Raw genomic sequence first — 20,526 nt, forward strand, 5'->3', positions numbered from 1 at the left:
GTGCTGTCGCCATTCACCCAGCCCGAACCGGTGCGCCCGCCCACGTAGAGCCGGCCCGCGGCCGGCGGCCGACCGGCTCACCAAGTGCGGACCGGTGCGCAGTGGCGTGATCTGCCCGAGCGGTTCGGTCGTCCATGGAAGACGGTCGGTCTACTCACAGTCGCCGGTTGCGGTCGGCGGACGGGAGTGGGAGAGGCTGCTCCAGCAGGGCCAGGCCGCGGACGACGCGGACGGCGCGATCGATTGGGACGTCCCGGTGGACTCCACGATCGTGCGGGCACATCAACACGCGGCCGGCGCCCGCGGCGAACCTCCGTCAGCCCCGGTCGCGTCAAAGGGGACGCGCCACCGGCACGCCCGCGCAGTGGCGTTGCGGGTGAAGCCCTCCCTGCTGGGCACGGCGCATCCCGTCGCGGTGCAAGCGCCGCCCCTCGATGTACATCGACTCCTCGCGCACCGGACCAGATTCTTCAAGTCCCCCCCGAAAATTCCCTTGCTCAATGGTCAAGGATCGTTGACCATTGCTCGCATGCCTACCGATGACCTTCCCGAGACGTTTCACGTCACCACTGACGAGCAGCTGCGGGCCGTCTCCAATCTCACGCGCCACCGGATCATGGCCGCGCTCCGCTTCGAGCCCGCGACGATCACGCAGATCGCCGAGCGGGTGGGCCTTGCGAAGGGGAGTTCCAGCTATCACATACGGCTGCTGGAGCGGGCCGGCCTGGTGAAGGTGGTACGGACACGAAAGGTGCGGGGTGTCACCGAGCGGTACTACGCGATGGCCGCGCGGTCGATCGCGCTGCCGGACCCGGGCGAGGGAGGGCCGGACGTGCTGATGCGCCATGCGGTGGCGGATCTGGAGGCGTCCCCGGTGGATGGCGAGCGGCACGTGCGGATGGCGCATCTGCGGCTCACCGAGGAGCAGTTCGCGCAGCTGGGGGCGCGGCTGCAGGCACTGGCGGACGAGTACCGGGAGCTGTCCGATCCATCGCTGCCGGACGCGTCCCTCGTCTTCGCCCTGTTCCACCCGGCACAGCCCGAGCAGACCGAGAGAGGCGCCAAGTGACCTCAGACGTTGGGAAGTTGCCGGCCGGGTTCGCACGGCTGTGGACCGCGCAGACGGTGTCCTCGCTCGGTGACGGGGTGTCACATGCCGCGCTGCCGCTGCTCGCCTTGACGTTGACGCGGGATCCGATGGCGCTCGCCGTCGTCACGGCCGCAGGGACGCTGCCTTGGCTGCTCTTCGGGGTGCTCGGCGGTGCGCTGGTGGACCGCTGGGACCGTCGGCGCACGATGTGGGTCGCGGACGCGGCGCGTGCGATGCTGCTCGCGATACCCGCGGCGGCGGCCGTGCTCGACGTGCTGAGCATTCCGCTGCTCGCGGCCGTCGCCTTCCTGCTCGGCGTCGGCGGACTCTTCTTCGATACGGCCGCCACGGCCTATCTGCCGGATCTGCTCCGCCGCGACCCCGCACTCCTGGAGCGCGCCAACTCCCGCTTGCGCGGCGCCCAGACCGCCATGTCCGGCTTCGCGGGGCCGCCTGCGGGCAGTGCGCTGCTCGCGCTCGGGCGGGCGGTTCCGCTGCTCGCCGACGCGGTGTCGTTCATGCTCTCCGCACTGCTCGTACGGACGCTGCCCGCCATGCCCTCGCCCGTGCCGGAGGTCCGCGAGTCGCTGCTTCGGCAGGCGCGGGCCGGGGCCTCGTACGTCTTCCGGGACCGGTTGCTGCTCGGGCTCGCGCTCCGCCCGGCGGTCGGGAACATCGCATTCCTCGCCGTGGAGACCGTCCTCGCCCTCTTCGCGCACGACCGCCTCGGCATCGACACCTACGGCTTCGGCCTGCTCCTCACGGCCGAGGCCACCGGCGGCCTGCTCGGTGCAGGCATCGCCTCCTACCTTGGCCGACGACTCGGCACCGGCACCGCACTGACCTGCACGGCCGCCGTCGAAGGGCTTGCCATCCTGGGCCTGGCCGGTGCCCCGAACCCGTATGTGGCCGGGCTGGCGCTCGCCGTCTGCGGGGCCGGCATGGGCGCCACCATGGTGCTCGGGCCCTCCCTCCGGCAGGCGATCGTCCCGGCACACCTGATGGGCCGGGTCGCCTCCACCTCCCGCATGCTGGCCATGTGCGCGGCCCCCATCGGGGCCTTCCTCGGCGGCTGGCTGGCCACCACCTACGACATCCGCACCCCGCTGTACGCCGCCGCGGGGCTCCTCCTGGCGATGACGGCCGTGACGGCATCCATGACCAGCAACCGCCGGGTCGAAGCGGCGCTTCGTGCCGCCGCCCCGGCCGGCGGTCCAGATCACCCGGCATCCAACGATCCCGCCCAGAAGAGTGCGCCCGGCTTGTCGTGACGCCTGCCGTGAAGGCGTCACGACAAGCCGGATGCAAGGTCCCCCAGGGGCGAGGAGTTCTCGAGGGTCGTCTCCGGCCCCGGCCCCGACTGCCCGCCCCATGGCCCGACAGATCAGTCCCGGTAGTCCGGAGCCACCCGGTTCAGCAGGCGCAGCATGGCCGCCCACGCCAGGTCGTAGGCGACATCGTCCTGAAGGTCCGCGTCCGCGTCGCCCGCGAGCTGCCGGGCGGTGTACTCGCACGTCTCGGCCGGCGGCACGGTCAGCGGTCCGCCGCCGGCCTGGGCGGTGACCTGGATCTCGCAGGCCTTCTCCAGGTAGTACATGCGCAGGAATGCCTGGGCCGCGCTCTCACCCACCGTCAGCAGACCGTGGTTGCGCAGGATCAGCGCCGGGTGGTCGCCGATGTCGTCGACCAGGCGCTTCTGCTCGTCGAGGTTGAGGGCCACGCCCTCGTAATCGTGGTAGCCGACGCGGTCGTAGAACTCCATCGACATCTGGTTCAGCGGCAGCAGCCCGTCGCGCTGGGCGGCGACCGCGCAGCCGGCCCGGGTATGGGTGTGCAGGACGCAATGGGCGTCCGCGCGCGCGGCGTGGATCGCGCTGTGGATGACGAAGCCTGCGGGGTTGACGGGGTGAGGTGTGGGCTCGACGGGATGGCCGGACAGGTCGATCTTGACCAGGTTCGAAGCGGTGATCTCCTCGAAGAGGAGGCCGTAGGGGTTGATCAGGAAGTGGTGGTCGGGCCCCGGGAGTCGCAGCGAGATGTGGGTGAATATCAGGTCCGTCATCCGGAAGTGCGCCACGAGCCGGTAGACGGCGGCGAGTTCGCGGCGCAGCCGGGCCTCTTCCTCCCGGTCCGTGTCGGGGGTGGCCGGCATTTCGGTCATGAGGAGGCTCCTTCGGGTGTCGGTTGGACCACAGGGGTCAGCGGGCGTCCGGTCCGGTGCCAGGCGATGACGTTCTCGGCGGGTGCGCAGACGTAGGCCCGCTGGGAGGTATCGGACAGGTACGCGCTGTGTGGGGAGAGCTGAATGCGCGGGTGGGTGCGCAAGGGGTCATCGTGCGCCGGAGGCTCGACCGGGAACACGTCCAGAGCCGCCGCCCGGAGCCGTCCGCCGTCCAGTGCGGCCAACAGCGCAGCGGCGTCGACGAGTTCACCGCGAGCGACGTTCACCAGGTAGCCTCCGGGCCGCATACGGGAGAGCAGCTCCGTGTCGACCATGCCGCGGGTCTGCTCGGTCAGCGGGGTGTGCAGCGAGAGGACGTCACAGGCGGCGACCAGCTCGTCCCTGCCCATCCGCTCGACGTCGGACGGCCACCCGGCCGCCGCGGCGTGCGGGTCGTAGGCGGCGACGCGGCCGAAGACGGGGCCCGCGATCCTGGCCAGGGTCCTCGCGATGCGCCCGAGTCCCATGAGACCGAGCGTCAGCTCACTTGCCCTGCGCGGCAATTCGGCGAACTCCGCGTTCCAGCCGCCGCCGCGCACGGTGGCGTCGGCCTGGGGAAGGGCGCGTACGAGCCCGAGCGCGGAGGCGAGCGCGTGGACGGCGACGTCCTCGGTCGCGGCCTGCGGGAGGTTGCTCACCCACATACCGAGCCGACGTGCGTGCGCGGTGTCGATCATGTCGTATCCCGCGGACATGGTGGCCAGCATCCTTACGCCGGGGAGGCGGTCGAGCAGCGCGGCGTTCACCGGGGCGTAGCCCACGATCAGTGCCACCGCGTCACGTGCGGCCGCGGCGATTGCGTCCGGGTCGCGACTGCCCACGACCCGGGTGGCGAATCCCGCCTCGGTCAACAACCGGATCCCCGGGCCCACGTCGAGTTCCTCCGGGTCCGTGAACACCACCAGGGGCCGACTCATCCCATCCTCCTCGAGCTCCTCAAGACCTTCAGTGGCAGCGGAATAACGATTCGACCGTATGGGCCGCATTGAACTTACGTTTCAGCCGGTAGAATTGTCCAGAGGTAGCGATACGTAGGGCGGCGGTGCGCCCACCCTGTCCGCGTCCCGGAGCCCCGGCGTTCCGGTGGTCGAGAATGGGCCCTGCCCCGGGCGCGCCCGCGCCCGGACGACCGAAACGAGGGGAAACGCCAGGTGGATCTGGACCCGACCGATCTGACCGTCGTCCGCGAACTGCAGTCGGACGGCCGCCTGACGTACGAGACGCTGGCCCGACGCGTCGGACTCTCCCGCCCCGCCACCCGCGCCCGCGTGCAGCGGCTGCTCGCCGGGGGCGGCGTCCGCGTGGTGGCCGTCGTACATCCCGCCGTACGGGGCCTGACCGCCTCGGCCCATCTGTCGATCGGCGCGAGCGGACCGGCCGAGCCGGTGGCCCGCGCGGTCGCCGCCATGCCGCAGGCGCCTTTCGTCACCCTCACCGCGGGCAGCCACGCGATCCTGGCGGAGCTGCGCACCGCGGGGCTTCCGGAGCTGGACCGGGCCATCGAATCGATCAGATCGCTGAAGGGCGTTGACGCGGTGGACCCGCTGATCTCCCTCCAGCACCTGAAGGATCCGTACCTGCCGGCAGGCCGGCCCGAAATGCCGGAACCGGACGCGACGGACCTGCTGATTCTCGACGAACTGGAGCACGACGGACGGCTCCCCTTCGCCGAACTCGCCGAACGCGTGGGGATCTCGCCCGGCGCCGCCCGCGCACGCACCCTGCGCCTCCTCGACGGCGGCGTCGCCAAGGTGCTCGCCCTGGTCCGCCCGGAACTGCTGGGCCTGGGCTTCCTGTGCGGATTCGCCGTACGCCTGGACGGCGAGCGGGACAGCGTCGCGCGGCGCATCGGCGAGTGGGACCGTGTCTCCTTCCTGTCCGCCTGCATGGGGCGCGCGGAACTCGTCGGAACGATCAGCGCGGAGTCCCTCGCGGCGGTGCGCGACACCCTGGAGGAAATGCGGGCGTGCGCGGGCGTGCGCAGGGTGGAGAGCTGGGTCCACCTGGAGCTGGTCAAGGAGCGGTACGACCTCACCACCCCCGCCTCCTGAGCGCCACGCCAGACGATGCGTAAGCGAAAACCGATAGGACTTTCCGAAACATTCGCAAGCCTGGGGCCTAGGCAAGACATCGTCTGCTGCATATCGTCCATGCGAACGAATCAGCCGTCGCGGGCTCTCCGTGGGCACGGCTCCCTCATGGACGTCCAGGTCGAAAGCAGGCCCCTCTCATGTACCAACCCCTCGACGACGCCGGCCGCACGCTCCTGGTGACCGGCGCCGCCGTCGCCACCCCCGGGACCACCGAACGAACCGAGGCACTGGCCGTCCGCGGCGGCCGGGTCGTCCACATCGGGACCACGGACGACGCCCGCGCCGCACTCGGCGGCCGGGCCGACGACACCCTCGAACTCGACGGCGGCCTCGTCCACCCCGGCTTCGTCGACGCCCACTGCCACCCCGTGATGTACGGGCAGGCACTCGCCTGGGTCGACTGCCGCCCCGAGCGCGTACCGGACATCGAGACGCTCGTCGCGGTCCTCACCGAGGCGGCCCGCGACCTGCCCGCCGGGGTTCCGGTGCGCGGCTTCGGCTACGAGCACCGCCGCCTCGCCGAGCAGCGTCACCCCACCTGCCACGACCTCGACCGCGTCGCCACCGACCGCGAGGTGTACGTGATGAACGCCTCCGGCCACGGCGGCGTCGTCAACTCCCATGCCCTGCGCAGCTGCGGCATCACCGCGGGCACCCCCTCCCCCGAGGGCGGCAGCATCGGCCGCTCCGCCTCCGGCGAGCCGGACGGCCGGCTCTGGGACGCCGCATGCGACCTGCTCACCGGGCCCGGCGGCGTGAAGATCGGCAACCACGGCCCGAACTTCCATCTCTCCGAGCCCGACGCCGTCATGGCCGACCATCTCCAGCGCGCCCAGGAGGTCTTCCTCGCCGCCGGAGTCACCACCGTCGGCGACGCCCAGGCCTCCCGCCGCGAGATGGAAACGTACCTGCGCGCCCGCGCAGACGGTTCACTGCGCCTGCGCGTCTCCGCCTACCTCACCTCCGCACTCCTGGACACCGCCCTCGAACTGGGCGTCGTGCACGGCTTCGGCGACGACCTGTTCCGCGTGCAGGGCGTCAAGTTCTACGCCGACGGCACCCTCGGTGGCTGGACCGCCTACTTCCCCGACGGGTACGCCGCCGACTGCTGCCACCACGGGCAGCTCTACCACTCCGCCGAGGAGTACGCCGAGCTCGTCGGCCGTGCCCACCACGCCGGGCTGCAGACCGCCACCCACGCCCAGTCCCCCTACGCCATCGGCATGGTCCTCGATGCCGTCGAGAAGGCCCAGGCCGACCGGGAACGCCCCGGGATCCGCCACCGGATCGAGCACTCCGGCCTGCCCACCGACGAACAGATCGCCCGCATGGGCCGGTTGGGCGTCATCCCGGTCATGCAGCCCCAGCACCACCTGCGCACCGGCGACGGCACCCTCACCGCCGTGGGGGACCTCGGTCACCGCTACAACCCGGCCGGCAGCTGCCTTGCCGCCGACGTCCCCGTCGTCTTCAGCTCGGACGCCCCCGTCGCCCCGCCCGCCCCGCTGGAGGCCGTCTCCGCAGCCGCGACCCGGCGCACCGTGCTCGGCACCGTCCTCGGTGACGCCTCCCTGCGGGTGCCGGTGGCGGAGGGGCTGCGGGCACACACCGCCTCGGCCGCCCGCGCCCTGCACCGCGAACACTCCGTCGGCGCCCTGACCCCCGGCATGCTCGCCGACTTCGTCGTCCTGGCCGACGACCCGCTCACCGCCGACCCGGCCGAACTCTCCTCCATCGCCGTACACGAAACCTGGATCGGCGGCACCCGCGCCTGGGCAGCCCCCGGCCGCTGACCGCCGCCCCGCCCCCTCCCCTTCCGCCCCCGGAGGCCCCGTGTCCCCCTCCTCTCCCCCTCAGCCCGCCACCGGGCGGAGCCCGTACAGAGCCGCCGTCGCGGCGCTGGCAGGCACCTCCATCGAGTGGTACGACTTCTACGCGTTCGCCACTGCCGCGGCGATCGTCTTCAACGACGTGTTCTTCCCACCGGACATGTCGCCGTACCTCAGGACCTTCTCCGCCTTCGCGACCTTCGCCGTGGGCTTTTTGCTGCGACCGCTCGGGGGCATCATCTTCGGGCACATCGGTGACCGTGTCGGGCGCAAGAAGACTCTGGTCATCACCTTGCTGATGATGGGCACCGCCTCGTTCGCCATCGGCCTGCTGCCCACCTACGCCCAGGTCGGCGCACTCGCCCCGATCCTGCTGATCGTGCTGCGCCTGATCCAGGGCATCGCGATCGGCGGGGAGTGGGGCGGCGCGGTGCTGATCGCCGTCGAGAACGCCCCGCGTGGCAGGGCCGCCTTCTTCGGCTCGTTCGCCCAACTCGGTTCCTCGGTCGGCGCGTTGCTGTCGACCGGCGCCTTCAGCCTGATGAACCTCTTCGGCCACGACACCTTCATGAGCTGGGGCTGGCGCGTGCCGTTCCTGGCCTCCGCCGTGCTCGTGATCGTGGGCCTGGTCGTCCGGGTCAAGCTGGAGGAGTCCCCGGTCATGGAGGAGGTGCGCAAGGAGCAGCAGGCGACAGAGGGCGGGGTGACCAAACTGCCCGTCATCGAGGTCTTCCAGAAAGCCTGGCGCACGGTCCTCATCGGCGTCCTCGCCCTGGCCACCGCGACCGGCGGCTACTACCTCGTGACCAGCTTCCTGCTCTCGTACGGCACCGGCGACCTCCATCTGTCGGAGTCAATGCTGCTCAACGGCCTCACCCTGGCGGCATTCCTCGAACTCGCCGTCACCCCCTGGCTGTCGTGGCTCGCCGACCGCGTGGGCTCGCACAAGGTCGTCATCGCCGGGCTCGCGGGCGTCATCGTCCTGGCCCTGCCACAGTTCATGGTGCTGGGCACCGGCAGCGTCTTCCTCATCTGGCTGATGATGCTGGCCATGCGCCTGGTGATGTCCGCGCTGTACGGGCCGATCGCGTCGATCCTCGTCGAGGGCTTCGCACCGCACGTCCGTTACACCGGCATCTCCCTCTCCTACCAGATCTGCAACATGATCTTCGGTGGCCTCGCCCCCCTCGCCGCGGTCTCGCTCACGGCGGCCACGGGCGGTCACTACTGGCCGTCGGCCGTAGCCCTGATGCTCATCTCCGCGATCGGCATCGTGTGCACGGCCCACCTCCACCGCATCGGCACAGCACAGGCGTCCGACGAACGAACCAGCAGCCCGGCGCCACAAAAGACAGTGCCGACCACTTCGTAGCAATGGGCGCTGCTACGGCCACCCCGCGGGGCCCCCGCGGAGCCTGCCGGCAGGGGCCCCGGCTGACGACTGAGCCCCGGCGCCGGCGCGGCGGCCGGGGCTGTTCAGCTCGGGCAGCGGCGCGTTGGTACGAACGTCGGACCGCGGCATTCAGTTCGGGGCAGGAACTTGCAGTTCAGGGCAGGAACTTGTCGGCAAGGAGACGGGCGACGGCCCAGTCCTGCATGGCGACACCGACGGTCTTGAAGACGGTCCGCTTGCCACGGAGGGCTTCGGTTGCGGTCAGGGCAGTGCCGAGTTCGGTGAGGTCGTCCTGGGTGAGGGCGCCGGACTTGAGGGCGTGGAGGATCTCCCCGGACTCGGCCAGGATCGCCTCGCGCTCGTCGATGATCACGGTGCTGGTGGCGAGAAGTTCATCGGGCAGCTCGCGCATGGTCGGGCGGAAGGCACCGATGGCGTTGACGTGGACCTGAGCAGGCAGGGCCTGTTCGGCGAAGAGCGGGCTGGTGGCAGAGGTTGCGCAGCAGACGATCTCGGCGTCGCCGACCGCGGCCTCGGTGTCGGTGGCGGTGCGGATCTGCGTCCCTGTGAGCTCAGGGGCAAGCGTTTCCGCGAGGCTTTCGGCGCGGCGGGGGTCGGCGTCCACCACGGTCAGTTCGCTCAAGGGGCGCACGGTGTGGACGGCGCGGACCTGGTCAGGGGCCTGGCCACCCGCTCCGATGATGGTCAGGCGGCCGGCGACCGCGGGAGCGAGGAGGTCGGTTGCGACGCCGACGGCGGCGCCGGTGCGCAGGGTGGTGACCGCTCCGGCATCGGCGATCAGACTGTCGCTGCGGCCGGTCTCGGTCCACACCACGGTGCCGGCGATGGCGGGCGCGCGGTCGAAGTTCAGGCTCAGCGTCTTGATCATGGCGGAGGCGGAGGCGCGGTGATGGGCGGACATCACCAGGAACTGGCCGTCGCGCAGCGCGGTGCGGGTGGGCATCTCGAACTCGCCGGCGGCCAGGTCGAGGAAGCCGCTGCGCACGGCGTCGATGGCCTCGCGCATGGTGACGGCTTCGCGGATCTCGCGGGGGTCGACGGTGACGCTCTGCATAGGGACTCCGCATCGTTGATGAGGGCTTTCCACCGGGTCCCGAGAGAGGAGAAGTGACCGCCGGCTGTGTTGTCAATGGGGCGGCTCGCCGGACTGGCGGTCCGGGGCTGTCAGCCGACCGCTCCGGCATTCGGCCGCTGACGCTGTGCGGACAGGCGGACCTGTTCCCTGCGGCAACCTGACTCACAGGGAGCAGCTTCTCAGGCCACCGGGCCGGTGCCCTCGTCCGCCCGCGGCGGGCTTTGCAGAAAGGCCGAGCCACGGGCCGGACGACGATTAACGGGCCCTGCCGGGTGGGGATGCCGGGCGGCCGCCCGCGCCATACGCTCGACATATGTCCGATTTCATCTCCGCAGGCGCGTCAGCCGAGGACCTTCCCGCACCAGCCGAGGGCCTGCTGCTCACACACTTCCTCACGGTCGGTGACGTCCCCCGCTCGCGGGCGTTCTACGCCGAGGTGCTGGGTGGGCAGGTGGTGCTGGACGAAAACCCTTGCATCATCAAGGTCGCCAACAGCTGGATCATCATGAACCCAGGCGGCGGGCCCACCGACGACAAACCCGATGTCGTTCTTCGCACACCGGAGGACCCCCACACCGTCTCCAGCTTCATGAACGTACGGGTGGCGAACATCCATGGGTTCTACGAGGCGGCCCGCGCCAAGGGAGCCGAGTTCCTCACCCCGCCCATCGACCGGCGCGCCGAGCTGCGCTGCTACATGCGGGACCCGGATGGCTACCTCATCGAGGTCGGACAGTCCACGGGCCTGCTGAAGGGCATCCTGGCACGCGCCGACACCAAAACCTGACCCTTGAACGGCGTCTCACGAAAGAGGCATCCTTCATGGCAGACCACCAGATCCCTGGTCTCGATCCGACCGCGGCGCCCAGCGGAACCGGGTGCGTGGAGTGCTTGGCGGGGGACGGACCGGGGTGGTGGTTCCACCTACGGCGCTGCGCCGCCTGCGGGCACATCGGATGCTGCGACTCCTCGCCCGCGCAGCATGGCACGAAGCACGCGCGCCAGACCGGACATCCACTGCTGACCAGCTTCGAACCGGGTGAGGACTGGTTCTGGAACATCGAGACCGATCAGTTCTACGAGGGGCCGGAGCTGGCCCCGCCCACCGCGCACCCGGCCTCGCAGTCCACTCCGGGCCCCTGGGACAAAGTCCCTGGGGACTGGGAGCGGCAGCTCCACTGAGAAGCTGTTTTCGGACCCTCTGGCTGGCCTTCCCTGCTGTCCGTCGGATGAGGAGGCTCTGGCTTGTCTTCCTGGCCGCCAATGGCAGCTCTGGGCATGGGCTGTCTCACTTGAAGCTGCTTGAAGTTGTCGGTCAGTCAGCTCTACTACCGACGCCCCGGCCCTCGTCCCGGGTTCTGCGGATGTGTCCTGCCCGGGCGTAGGAGGTCCCGGACTCGGACGAGCACCAGCCCGCGTACGCCGCGCGGTGAAGGTGCCGGAGTACGCAGTGACGGTGCACGCCTCGGGCGCACAGCCGAGCGGTACCGCGTGTGTGTGGGAGCGGTGCGGCATGCGCTACGACGGGTTGGCCGGGGGCCCGGGCCAGCGGCGGTAAGCATGTGCGACGCTGATGCGATGTCGCTCGCCGCTGACCCTGCAGAGCCGATAGCGCCCGATCCGGTGCGTGAGGTGCCGGACACGCTGCTCACCCAGTCCTGGCTCGACCTGTCGTTCCTGCACTGGGCCGCCGACCCTGCGGACGTGGCGCCGCTGCTGCCGGCCGGGACCGTGCCGGACACGCACGACGGGCTCACCTACGTCGGCCTGGTGGCGTTCCGGATGTACCGGGTGGGCTGGTTCAGAATGCCGGGTATCCCGTACCTCGGCACCTTTCCAGAGACCAACGTGCGGCTCTATTCGGTGGACCGGCACGGCCGACGCGGCGTGGTGTTCCGCTCTCTGGAGGCATCGCGGCTGCTACCGGTGGCCTTCGCCCGCAGCGTCTGCCGGCTGCCCTACATGTGGGCCAGAATGGCGATCCACCGCGACGCGGACACCGTCAGCTACACCAGCAGCCGACGCTGGCCGGGGCCGCGCGGGGTGCGCTGTCGGATCGAGGTGCGGGTCGGCGAGCGGATCGAGGAACCGACTGCCCTCGAACACTTCCTGACCGCCCGCTGGGGGATGCACCACGCCTTCTTCGGCCAGCCGGTGTATCTGCCCAACACCCACCCGCGCTGGCCACTGCACCGGGCCGAACTCCTGCACTGCGAAGACGAGTTGGTGACCGCCGCCGGGCTGCCGTCGCCGGTCGGACCGCCGGTGAGCGTGCTGTACTCCCCCGGCGTGCCGGTCCGCTTCGGCCGCCCTGCCCGCCCGGGCGGCCTGCCCACCCCCTGAGTCCCCGTAGACGGCGGCCGGGCGCTAGGCGAGAGAGCGGCCCGATCTTCGACACCTCTCAGCGCGCGGCACAAAGCAGCCGACCGACCGTAAGCAACGGAGCCAAGATCCAGCTGTTGCTCTCGGTACCGTGCCGGCCGGCGCCTCACGCGACGTTGCCCCTGGAACGCGAGCCGAACAAGATCAGGTGAGACAGGGGCAAAGACTCTTTGACAGGACACACGTTGTTCCGGAGGAACGTGCTCCCTGCCTCCAGCCCCGAGCGATCGGACCGGTTGACCTTGCCGCGGCGTCATGGTTTCTACTGAGCGGCATCCGGCCCGAAGCAATCACCGAGCAGGTGGGATGATCCCCGAGAGGACCCCTGAGATGACCACCGGTGTCGACAAGAACATGGCTCTGCTGCGCACGGCGTACCAGCTTGTGGAGAGCGGCGACCTCGACGAGGCCGCGCAGATGCTGACCGAGAACTTCATCGCCAACGTCCCCGTGACCCCCGACCCGCTGCACGGCCGGGAGATCTGGCAGCAGGGCACGAAGATCATGAAGGACGCCTTCCCAGACCTGAAGATCAACGTCCAGGACATGTTCGGCGTCGGCGACAAAGTGACGGTGCTGGCCCACTTCCAGGGCACGCACCAGGGCGCGTTCCAGCAGTTCGAGGCGACGGGCCGCCAGGTCAGCTACCGGAGCGTCGAGGTGTACCGCTTCGAGGGCGACCAGATCGCCGAGGAATGGGTCGCTCCGGACCTGCTCAGCCTCATGCAGCAAATCTCACCCACCCCCACCAGCCACTGACGTCGACCGGTCACCGACCCCGGCAGACACGGCTCATGACACGCCGAGGTGCGCGGCAGACGGTGGACCCAGCGAGCCTCTGCCCTGCGGGGATCACTGTGCTAGCCGGCCAAGATCGATCTCAGCGCCAACCACGGTTCCGGTGATCCCCCGGGCCGACCTCGTCCACTTCCCAACTGCCGGCCCAACGAATTTGGCCACAGCTCATGTTCGGGCGATCCCGCATGCCGCCTTGGCGTCCTTCAGCCGTCACTCAGCGCGGCTGCGTCGCAGACGTCGACCAGACCCGGTACCGAACTCACCGCCCACCCGCCCGAACTCGCACACGAGCCCGTCGCTGCCTCAGGTGTCAGGACTCCAGGTAGCGCAGCACCGCGAGCACCCGGCGGCTGTAGCCGGTGGTGTGCGACAGCTCCAGTTTTTCGAAGATCATGTTGAGGTTTTTTTCGACCGCGCTCAGCGAGATGTGCAGTGTCTGCGCGATGGCTGCGTTGGTGTGGCCCTGCGCCAGCACCTCCAGGACGCTGCGCTCGCGTGGGGTGAGCCGCCCGAGGGGGTCGCTGTGCGTGGAGCGAAGGACCAACTGCCGTACGATTTCCGGGTCGATGGCGGCGCCGCCTGCGTGGACGCGCTCCATCGAGTCGAGAAACTCCTCGACCTGCGCAACCCGGTCCTTGAGAAGGTAGCCGACCCGCTCGGCGTTCGACGTGAGCAGCTGCGCCGCGTAGTTGCGCTCCACGTGCTGGGAGAGCACGAGTACTCCGACTTCCGGCCAGCGCTTGCGGATCTCTATCGCGGCGCGCAGCCCCTCGTCGCTGTGGGTCGGTGGCATCCGGATGTCGGTGACCACGATGTCCGGTGGGTTCGTCTCCACCTCCCGTAGCAGTGAGACCGCTTCGCCCACCGCGGCGAGGACTTCGTGCCCCTCCTCAATGAGGAGCCGGACAAGCCCCTCTCGCAGAAGGGTCGAGTCCTCGGCGAGGATTACGCGCACGGCAGCTCCGCGGTGATGGTGGTGGGTCCCCCTGGGGGGCTGTGGATGTCCAGTCTGCCGTCCAGCGCGGCCACCCGGCTGTGCAGTCCCGTCAGACCGCTACCCGCCGGGTCGGCGCCGCCGATTCCGCTGTCGCGGACCAGCACCGCGAGATACCTGTCGTACCGCTGCACGCTGATGAAGATGTCCTGGGCGCTCGAATGCTTGGCCGCGTTCGTCACCGCCTCCGACACGACGAAGTAGGCGGCGGACTCGATGGGCGTCGGCAGCGCCCCAGGAACGTCGTACTCGATGCGTGTCCGGATGTTGCACCGCTCCGAGACTCCGCCGAGCGCCTCCTGTAGTCCGAGATTGTCGAGAGCCGATGGATAGATCCGCCAGGCCACTTCGCGCAGTTCGGTGAGGACTTCCTGGGACTCCCTGTGCGCCTGCTCCAAGAGCGCATCCGCCTGTCCCGGCACCTTGCTGCGGCGGGCCCGGCCGAGCAGCATGGCGAGTGCCACGAGACGCTGCTGGACGCCGTCGTGCAGATCGCGCTCGACGCGGCGCCGCTCGACGTCCACGGCCTGCACCACCGCGGCCCGGCTGGCGGCCAGTTCGTTGATGCGCCGTACGAGAACCTCGTGCTCCGAGGGCCCGAAACACTCGCGGGCGAGGCGGGTGTCGAGCGCTACCAGGGAGCGGAGACCCTGTACGTCCAGGAAGAGCAGGACGCTGCCGAGCACCAGTTGGGTCAGCAGTTCCTGCCAAGTCAGCGTGGCTCGGAAGATGCCCGCGGTGAGCAGGCCGGCCAGCATGACGCCGAAGACGAGCAGCCCGACCACGATGCTGCACAGCAGGCCGCTGTACGTACGGGCCGCGAGGTAGCTCAGGACTGCACGGTCGGAGCTGTGGTGGTCGGGGAACGTGTCGTGGAAGAAGGCCGAGCGGCGGGAGCGATCCAGCACGGTGAGCCTGCGGGCACCTTCGGAGAGCACGGTGTAGGCCCGGCCGCGGGTGTGCGGCCACAGAAGGAATGCGCCGAGCACGGCCCCGGCCACGATGAAGTACAGCAGGCCGAGCACCGCGGTGAAGCACCCGAGCAGAACGCCGACTGCCCTGAGGAGTCGGGGCGCCGACTTGGCCGCGGGGGCGTTACCGTCCTCCGGCCGTGGCGCGAGCATCGACGGGGGCCGGTCGGTCTCTGTGCCTGCCCGGTCTCCTCTCACGCTGGTTGACATTAGGGGTGCGCCATCCCCGCGGCAAGATCGTTCAGCGGGGGCGGGCCAGGGATGGGCGGGGTGCATGTCACCGTTCACCGACGCGGATCAGGAGGTGCGACGGTGCTGGGACCGGGGCTGCTTCCTGGCCCGGAGGCACCCGAGTACGTAGCCGGCGATGGCCAAGACGACCAGGACGAGGACGGCTTTGGAAAGAAAGCCGACGTAGGCCCCCACCACGTCCCACTGGTCGCCCAGCCAATAGCCCGCCATCACGAGGGACGTGTTCCAGATCAGGCTGCCGAGGGTGGTCAGGGCCAGGAAAACTGGCAGGGGCATGCGTTCCACGCCGGCCGGGACCGAGATGAGGCTGCGGAAAATCGGCACCATGCGGCCCAGAAGCACCGCCTTCGTGCCGTGCTTGGCGAACCACTGCTCCGTGCGCTCCAGGTCGGCGCCCTTGACCAGAGGAAACTTGGCCCAGATCGCATGCATGCGCTCGCGGCCGAAGAGCGCCCCGATCCAGTACAGGACGGCGGCGCCGACCACGGAACCGACTGTCGTCCAGAACAGCGCGGACGCCAGGCTGATCACACCCTGCCCGGCGGCAAAGCCGGCAAGGGGCAGAATCACCTCACTCGGCAAGGGTGGAAACAGGTTCTCCAGAGCGATGGCGAGGCCCGCTCCCGGAGCGCCCATCGCGTCCACGAGGTCGGCCGCCCAGCCCGCGATGCCGCTCGCGGGCTCCTGGGGAAGTGCGAGAGTCACGAAATCCATGCCGTTCTCCAAGCTGCTGGGAGGCGGCTGCTGAGGTACAGGCGCCGCGATTCACGAGCAACGCTAGAAAGCACGGGTCAGCGGCGGTATGAGGATTACCGTCGCGCAAGGTGGGGTTTTCCGCATAGCCCCGGGGGACGTTGCCCTCTCGGCCTCGTCGCCGGGGGGCCTTGGGCCCGCGCGGTGTGGGCGGGGATCTGTGGGCGGGGATCGCCCTCGGTGATCTGACGCTGTGAGTCAGCCGCCGCGGGACAGGAGCGGGATCGATCCCCCTGGCCTGGGAGTTGCTTTCCGCCCGTCGTCCGCTCCGCCCGGGGTGGGAGGCCACCAGAGATGTGGTTTCCCGCAGGTGGAGTGTGCGGATGTCCGCATTCCACGATGGGGCGCCGATCTCTAGTTTTCGGGTATGAGATCACTTCCCGGTAAAACGCCCAGTGGGCAAGCCGGAATACATGCCGGCAGGGCCCGTCGGCGTCGGCATGCCGGCCGCCGCAGAGCGATCGTGGTTGCGTCGGCAGCGTTCGCGACGCTCCTCACGTTCCCGTCCCTACCCGCCGCCGGGGAGGGGGCCGGGCGGGGACACGCCCGTGGTGAGCTGACGTCTGTGACGCCGCTCGGCGAGCGGGATTACCAACGCATCGTCAAGGAGGCACAGAAGTCGGGCTATCCCACCGACACCGCCCGGTACGGCGTCGCCGCGTACCGCCTCACCTACCGCACTGTCGCCCCGGACGGGAGACCCACCACCGCGTCGGGTCTCCTCGCACTGCCCCGCGGCGGAGGGCACCAGCTCCCGACCGTCGTCCACGGTCACGGCACGTTGGCCTATCGCGGCTATGCGGCATCCGTCTCGGACGGCCCGGACCGCACCGTCGCCCTCCTCTACGCCTCGGCCGGACGCGCGGCCGTCTCTCCCGACTACCTCGGCCTCGGTACGGGCCCGGGCACTCACCCCTACCTCGACAACCGTTCCGCGGCCGCCGCCTCCCTCGACATGCTCCGCGCCGCTCACACGGCAGCACCGAAACTCGGTCGGTCGCTCGACGGGCGTGTCTATGCCACGGGCTTCTCGCAAGGTGGGCAGGTAGCCATGGCGCTCGGCCGCACTCTGAACTCAGGGGCCGACCCGCGCTTCCGACTGCGCGGTGTGGCGGCGGTCGGTGGCGCGTACGACCTCGCGAGCAGCCAGCTACCCGGCCTCTTCGACGGACGGGTCGGCCCAGGATCGGCCGTCTTCTACACCGCCTACTTCCTCACCGCACAAAACCGTCTGCACCACCTCTACTCCGACCCGCGGGAGGTCTTTCGCGCCCCGTACGCCGACTACGTGGAAGAGCTCTTCGACAGCAACCACCCCGCGGAGCAGATCGCGGGAAAGCTGCCGGAAACTCTGCCGGAACTGCTCTCCGACAAGTGGTACGCGAAACTGCGGAACCCGAGCGGCAGACTTCTGGCGGTGTTGCGCAGCAATGACTTCACCTGCGACTGGAAACCGAACGTGCCGGTCACGCTCTACAGCGCCACCGGCGATCACGACGTGCCCATAGCCAACAGCCATCGCTGTGCGCAGCGGGTGTCGGCGCACGGCGGCAGGGCCCGGGTAGTCAACCAGGGCGAAGTCAGCCACTACGCAGCGTTCCAACGGTCACTTCCGCAGATTGCACGCTCCTTCCCCACCTCTCCATGAGCCGGTCCAGCTACCGGCCCACGCGCTGCGTCGCAGAGTGCTGCCGCATTACTCAGCCTCGCGAGACAGTCCGATCGGGAGCGATACGCCCGGTCGTGGGTGTAACAAGGAGCCGACTGGTGGCGCTGTAGAAGTAGCCGACTGGTCATCGGCTCTGCGGATCCGACGGTTCCCCCCGTGCCAGCGGATCCGCCTCCCGGCGCGGGCGACGCTAGGCCCCTCTGCGGCCCGCCCGCGCCGGGGCTCATTATGGGGCGCCGGCGAGGCCCCGCCCTGTGTGCGGTCCATAGGGATGCATTCGCACTGCTGGTTCTTGGTGCGGTCCAGGTCGCTACCGGTGAAGGCGTGCCGGGTGCGGACGTAGGCGACGGCATGGGTGACGTCGAGGGTCTGCTTGCCGGTCTTGAAGTCGGCTCCTGACCACTTGTCCGTGAAGCCCTGGTCGAGGTTCATCTCGACGCCGCCCATGGCGTCGACAATGTTCGCGAAGCCGGTGAAGCCGATCTCGGCGTAGTGGTCAACACGCAGCCCGGTGTTGTACTCGACGGTGCGGACCAGCAACTGTGGTCCATCGAAGGTGAACGAGGCGTTGAGCTTGTTAGCGCCCACGCGGCCCTGATCGCGCCGGACTCCGAACCACGGGACTTCGGGATGGTCACGTTCGAGTCGTGCGGCAGGGAGATCAGGGTGGGCCGTTGGCGCCGGCCCGGAAATGGGCGCCGGCGGCTTCCACGAGCAGGACGACCAGAGCGGATATCAGGATCCTTTTGCCCTTGCCGCGGCGGCGTGTGTGCGGCTCTGAACCGTAGAGGCCGCCGGGCCGGATCGGGGAGGCTGGGGGGCCGTTGGCTAGGGATACCGCGGGGGGGAATTCGGGGGACACGAGGCATTTGCACGCTCGTGCGGTTGCTGAATGTCGGGCGTACATGCCGCGGGGGACTGGGATGCATGCCCCCACAGTCCACTGCTCGACGGCCTTAAACGCAAACCCAGAGACGGGCCCCGGGCAGACTGATTCCGACGACCTGATGCATAACGCCCGAGGAAACCGATTATGACGTCCCGTCGCATACGCAAGGGGACGACTGAACGGGCAGTCAGGTCCGATTATGAGAATTCGGGCAAGCCGAGGCCGAGCGCCATTGCCCCCGACTCGGCAGCATCACCGCGCAGTTGCAGAACGGAATACGCTGGGGCGGCCGACGGCCGGTATCCCTGCTTCAGTGCTAAGGGGGGCGCAGCCGATCTGCGCCCCCTTGAGGCCGGCGGAAGCACAGTCAGAGGCGCCGCAGCCAGGCGGCTACGCCATGGCCGACCGCGAGGTAAACCAGCGCGGGGAGGGCGTAGTTGAAGAAGACGCGCAACCCTTCGGCGTCCATGACGAAGATGTCCTGTGACCAGCCGGCGAGCCAGCCGGCCACGCCGTGCACGAAGTCGACGAAGACGTTCGCCTGGTTCGCTTCGAGCAGGTACAGCAGGATCCACAGCCCGAGAAAGGCCGCGGCGACATCCGCCAGACCGTGAATGGTCAAGGCGAATCTGTCCGCTCCGACGCCTCGCTGTCCCCCTCCCCTGCCCCTTCTGGAGTGGGGGACTGCATTCGGATCGGGGGCGTACGCCTGCGGCGGGGCAGGATCGTAGGGCGAGGGCGAATTGCCGTAATACGGGGCGCCCTCCCCGCTCATGGGAAGCGGAGCCGTATCGCCGCCTGGCGCGTTTGGTCCGCCCTGGTAGGGAGGGTTTGGAGGGGCGTTGTAGGGGCGATTTTGCGGTATACCGTCATTGGGGTAAGTCACGGTCCTGCACATTACCCATCAGACGAATCCGAAACTCCCTTCACCACTAATTCACATTGCCGCCTCGGATCGCCATCGCTGCGCCAACGGGCCAATGGCGCGGGAGGCCCGTCAGGGACCTCCCGCGCCGCGCGTGGCAGCTTTGAGGGCGGGGGGACCGCAATCACTCAAGGCACCATGCCACCGACAATTGATCGGCACTACCCACTGCGGCGCGAGCGGCAAAAGTGTCACTCCCGGCTGCGACCGGTGGGGCGACGGCGCCGTGCTGCCTGGTGCCGCGACTGTTGTATCGGAGCCTGGTGGCGCACAGGCGCAACGGTGAAGAGCAGGCCGGTGACCACAGCTCCCCCTTGGTGCGGTTGGGCAACAGGCTGACAGCGACCAGAAAGCGTTCCACGCCGAGGTCGTTGGCGTAGGCCTCGCGGCGATGTGCGCTCCACTTCGAGGCGCGCCGGAGTCCCAGGCCTCGGCAAGGAGAACCATGTGATCGATGTCGAGCTCGCGCGCATTGGTCACCGTCTTGCCGTCGTAGTAAGAGTGCCAGCTGCGGCCGGCCAGCTTGCAGCCCTCACCCTGCCGCGGCTTCTTCACCCCCTCCACTAGGAGAACCTCCCGTCGCGCATCACAGCTCTCGTGAGTTGGCGGTCACAGTCAGCTGGACCGGCCCACCACGCCTCACCCTGCCGACAGGACCAGCGACGCCCAGTCCCCCGGCCGCCACTGAAGCAGCAGCGCACCGGCGCTGCGCCTGCCCCGGTGCGCGATCGTCGTCCATGCTTTGCGGCTCGTACTCAAACCAGGGTGGAGATGCAGAACGGGTGGCCTGCGGGATCCAGCAGAACCCGCCACCGGTCAGGGTCCGGTTGGAAGTCGGGCTTGACGGCCCCCAGGGCGAGTAGCCGGGCTTGGGCTGCATCCAAGTCATCGACGCCCAGTTCGATGTGGGCCTGCTTTTCCTGGGAAGGGTCTGGCCAGGTGGGACGGCGGTAGTCGGTCAGGCGGTTGAAGCCCAGCCCGGCCGCGCCCTCTTGGCCGAGCAGGACGAAGTGGTCGGTGGAGAAGACGGTGGGCAGGCCGAGCACCTCGCCGTAGAAGCGGCCCAGTTCGGCAGGATCCGGGCAGTCGAAGGTGACGGCCGAGTAGCGGAACGTGGGTGCGGAGGTTGTTTCCGTGTTCATGGAGAAGACGCTACGACGGGACCCGGACA

Annotated in this window: 18 protein-coding genes and 1 pseudogene; 10 read left to right on the top strand and 9 right to left on the bottom strand. The window is 69.4% G+C overall.

Going from position 1 to position 20,526, the window contains the following annotated elements:
- Positions 1-529: 529 nt before the first annotated feature.
- Together QOM21_RS00470 and QOM21_RS00475 are read left to right on the top strand one after the other, a co-directional pair.
- Positions 530-1,069 carry an ArsR/SmtB family transcription factor gene (locus QOM21_RS00470; protein ID WP_407547485.1) on the top strand — a complete coding sequence of 180 codons (540 nt, stop codon included), beginning with the start codon at positions 530-532 and terminating at the stop codon, positions 1,067-1,069.
- On the top strand, positions 1,066-2,361 hold the full coding sequence (locus QOM21_RS00475; protein WP_407547486.1) for an MFS transporter: 1,296 nt from the start codon (positions 1,066-1,068) through the stop codon (positions 2,359-2,361). Before QOM21_RS00470 ends, QOM21_RS00475 begins: the two co-directional genes overlap by 4 nt.
- Positions 2,362-2,474: 113 nt before the next feature.
- Here the strand turns inward: QOM21_RS00475 and QOM21_RS00480 are convergent, their stop codons facing one another.
- Entirely contained in the window at positions 2,475-3,251 is a 777-nt protein-coding gene (locus QOM21_RS00480) for a class II aldolase/adducin family protein (protein WP_407547487.1), read from the bottom strand.
- Entirely contained in the window at positions 3,248-4,228 is a 981-nt protein-coding gene (locus tag QOM21_RS00485) for a C-terminal binding protein (protein WP_407547488.1), read from the bottom strand. The genes QOM21_RS00480 and QOM21_RS00485 overlap by 4 nt, the downstream gene beginning before the upstream one ends.
- A gap of 234 nt (positions 4,229-4,462) precedes the next feature.
- Here QOM21_RS00485 and QOM21_RS00490 point away from each other — a divergent pair, with 234 nt between their 5' ends.
- The 3 genes from QOM21_RS00490 to QOM21_RS00500 all read left to right on the top strand — a co-directional run bounded on the left by QOM21_RS00490 (position 4,463) and on the right by QOM21_RS00500 (position 8,605).
- Entirely contained in the window at positions 4,463-5,362 is a 900-nt protein-coding gene (locus QOM21_RS00490; protein ID WP_407547489.1) for an Lrp/AsnC family transcriptional regulator, read from the top strand.
- A 179-nt stretch (positions 5,363-5,541) separates the two neighbouring features.
- Complete coding sequence (locus tag QOM21_RS00495; RefSeq protein WP_407547490.1) at positions 5,542-7,197, top strand: amidohydrolase; 1,656 nt, start codon at positions 5,542-5,544, stop codon at positions 7,195-7,197.
- 40 nt (positions 7,198-7,237) lie between these two features.
- Positions 7,238-8,605 carry an MFS transporter gene (locus QOM21_RS00500; RefSeq protein ID WP_407547491.1) on the top strand — a complete coding sequence of 456 codons (1,368 nt, stop codon included), beginning with the start codon at positions 7,238-7,240 and terminating at the stop codon, positions 8,603-8,605.
- Between the two features lie 175 nt (positions 8,606-8,780).
- Here the strand turns inward: QOM21_RS00500 and QOM21_RS00505 are convergent, their stop codons facing one another.
- The gene (locus tag QOM21_RS00505; protein WP_407547492.1) at positions 8,781-9,701 is read right to left on the bottom strand and encodes an ornithine cyclodeaminase family protein; all 921 of its coding nucleotides are present in this window, start codon (positions 9,699-9,701) and stop codon (positions 8,781-8,783) included.
- 334 nt (positions 9,702-10,035) lie between these two features.
- Between QOM21_RS00505 and QOM21_RS00510 the strand changes: the two genes are divergently transcribed.
- From QOM21_RS00510 to QOM21_RS00525, 4 genes are all read left to right on the top strand, one after another.
- Positions 10,036-10,509, top strand: coding sequence for a VOC family protein (locus tag QOM21_RS00510; RefSeq protein ID WP_407547493.1), 474 nt, complete (start codon positions 10,036-10,038; stop codon positions 10,507-10,509).
- Positions 10,510-10,544: 35 nt separating this feature from the next.
- The gene (locus QOM21_RS00515) at positions 10,545-10,904 is read left to right on the top strand and encodes a UBP-type zinc finger domain-containing protein (protein WP_407547494.1); all 360 of its coding nucleotides are present in this window, start codon (positions 10,545-10,547) and stop codon (positions 10,902-10,904) included.
- A 396-nt stretch (positions 10,905-11,300) separates the two neighbouring features.
- Complete coding sequence (locus tag QOM21_RS00520) at positions 11,301-12,065, top strand: YqjF family protein (protein ID WP_407547495.1); 765 nt, start codon at positions 11,301-11,303, stop codon at positions 12,063-12,065.
- Positions 12,066-12,434: 369 nt separating this feature from the next.
- Positions 12,435-12,863 carry an ester cyclase gene (locus tag QOM21_RS00525; protein ID WP_407547496.1) on the top strand — a complete coding sequence of 143 codons (429 nt, stop codon included), beginning with the start codon at positions 12,435-12,437 and terminating at the stop codon, positions 12,861-12,863.
- A 349-nt stretch (positions 12,864-13,212) separates the two neighbouring features.
- On the opposite strand, the gene QOM21_RS00530 is transcribed toward QOM21_RS00525, so the two are convergent.
- The 3 genes from QOM21_RS00530 to QOM21_RS00540 form a co-directional block, all read right to left on the bottom strand.
- A complete protein-coding gene (locus tag QOM21_RS00530; protein ID WP_407547497.1) occupies positions 13,213-13,857 on the bottom strand; it encodes a response regulator in 645 nt (214 codons plus the stop codon).
- Positions 13,848-15,065, bottom strand: coding sequence for a sensor histidine kinase (locus tag QOM21_RS00535; RefSeq protein WP_407547498.1), 1,218 nt, complete (start codon positions 15,063-15,065; stop codon positions 13,848-13,850). Before QOM21_RS00535 ends, QOM21_RS00530 begins: the two co-directional genes overlap by 10 nt.
- Positions 15,066-15,164: 99 nt before the next feature.
- Positions 15,165-15,833 (bottom strand): DedA family protein, encoded by a 669-nt coding sequence (locus QOM21_RS00540; RefSeq protein ID WP_407547499.1) that lies wholly within the window; start codon positions 15,831-15,833, stop codon positions 15,165-15,167.
- A 604-nt stretch (positions 15,834-16,437) separates the two neighbouring features.
- Between QOM21_RS00540 and QOM21_RS00545 the strand changes: the two genes are divergently transcribed.
- On the top strand, positions 16,438-17,520 hold the full coding sequence (locus tag QOM21_RS00545; RefSeq protein WP_407547500.1) for an alpha/beta hydrolase: 1,083 nt from the start codon (positions 16,438-16,440) through the stop codon (positions 17,518-17,520).
- A gap of 303 nt (positions 17,521-17,823) precedes the next feature.
- Here the strand turns inward: QOM21_RS00545 and QOM21_RS00550 are convergent.
- The 3 genes and pseudogenes from QOM21_RS00550 to QOM21_RS00560 all read right to left on the bottom strand — a co-directional run.
- Positions 17,824-18,212: pseudogene (locus QOM21_RS00550) on the bottom strand (LCP family protein); the annotation flags it as partial.
- A 585-nt stretch (positions 18,213-18,797) separates the two neighbouring features.
- Positions 18,798-19,205: a hypothetical protein gene (locus QOM21_RS00555; RefSeq protein ID WP_407547501.1), complete on the bottom strand. Its 408-nt coding sequence runs from the start codon at positions 19,203-19,205 to the stop codon at positions 18,798-18,800.
- A 905-nt stretch (positions 19,206-20,110) separates the two neighbouring features.
- Positions 20,111-20,497 carry a VOC family protein gene (locus QOM21_RS00560; protein ID WP_407547502.1) on the bottom strand — a complete coding sequence of 129 codons (387 nt, stop codon included), beginning with the start codon at positions 20,495-20,497 and terminating at the stop codon, positions 20,111-20,113.
- Positions 20,498-20,526 lie beyond the last annotated feature (29 nt).

Source organism: Streptomyces sp. Pv4-95 (assembly GCF_045782725.1).
GTDB lineage: Bacteria > Actinomycetota > Actinomycetes > Streptomycetales > Streptomycetaceae > Streptomyces.

Bases quoted from the DNA above. Each gene is read 5' to 3' on its own strand.
- QOM21_RS00470 (WP_407547485.1), top strand. From the start codon at position 530: ATGCCTACCGATGACCTTCCCGAGACGTTTCACGTCACCACTGACGAG.
- QOM21_RS00480 (WP_407547487.1), bottom strand. From the start codon at position 3,251: ATGACCGAAATGCCGGCCACCCCCGACACGGACCGGGAGGAAGAGGCC.
- QOM21_RS00485 (WP_407547488.1), bottom strand. From the start codon at position 4,228: ATGAGTCGGCCCCTGGTGGTGTTCACGGACCCGGAGGAACTCGACGTG.
- QOM21_RS00495 (WP_407547490.1), top strand. From the start codon at position 5,542: ATGTACCAACCCCTCGACGACGCCGGCCGCACGCTCCTGGTGACCGGC.
- QOM21_RS00505 (WP_407547492.1), bottom strand. From the start codon at position 9,701: ATGCAGAGCGTCACCGTCGACCCCCGCGAGATCCGCGAAGCCGTCACC.
- QOM21_RS00510 (WP_407547493.1), top strand. From the start codon at position 10,036: ATGTCCGATTTCATCTCCGCAGGCGCGTCAGCCGAGGACCTTCCCGCA.
- QOM21_RS00515 (WP_407547494.1), top strand. From the start codon at position 10,545: ATGGCAGACCACCAGATCCCTGGTCTCGATCCGACCGCGGCGCCCAGC.
- QOM21_RS00520 (WP_407547495.1), top strand. From the start codon at position 11,301: ATGTCGCTCGCCGCTGACCCTGCAGAGCCGATAGCGCCCGATCCGGTG.
- QOM21_RS00525 (WP_407547496.1), top strand. From the start codon at position 12,435: ATGACCACCGGTGTCGACAAGAACATGGCTCTGCTGCGCACGGCGTAC.
- QOM21_RS00540 (WP_407547499.1), bottom strand. From the start codon at position 15,833: ATGGATTTCGTGACTCTCGCACTTCCCCAGGAGCCCGCGAGCGGCATC.
- QOM21_RS00555 (WP_407547501.1), bottom strand. From the start codon at position 19,205: ATGAGCGGGGAGGGCGCCCCGTATTACGGCAATTCGCCCTCGCCCTAC.
- QOM21_RS00560 (WP_407547502.1), bottom strand. From the start codon at position 20,497: ATGAACACGGAAACAACCTCCGCACCCACGTTCCGCTACTCGGCCGTC.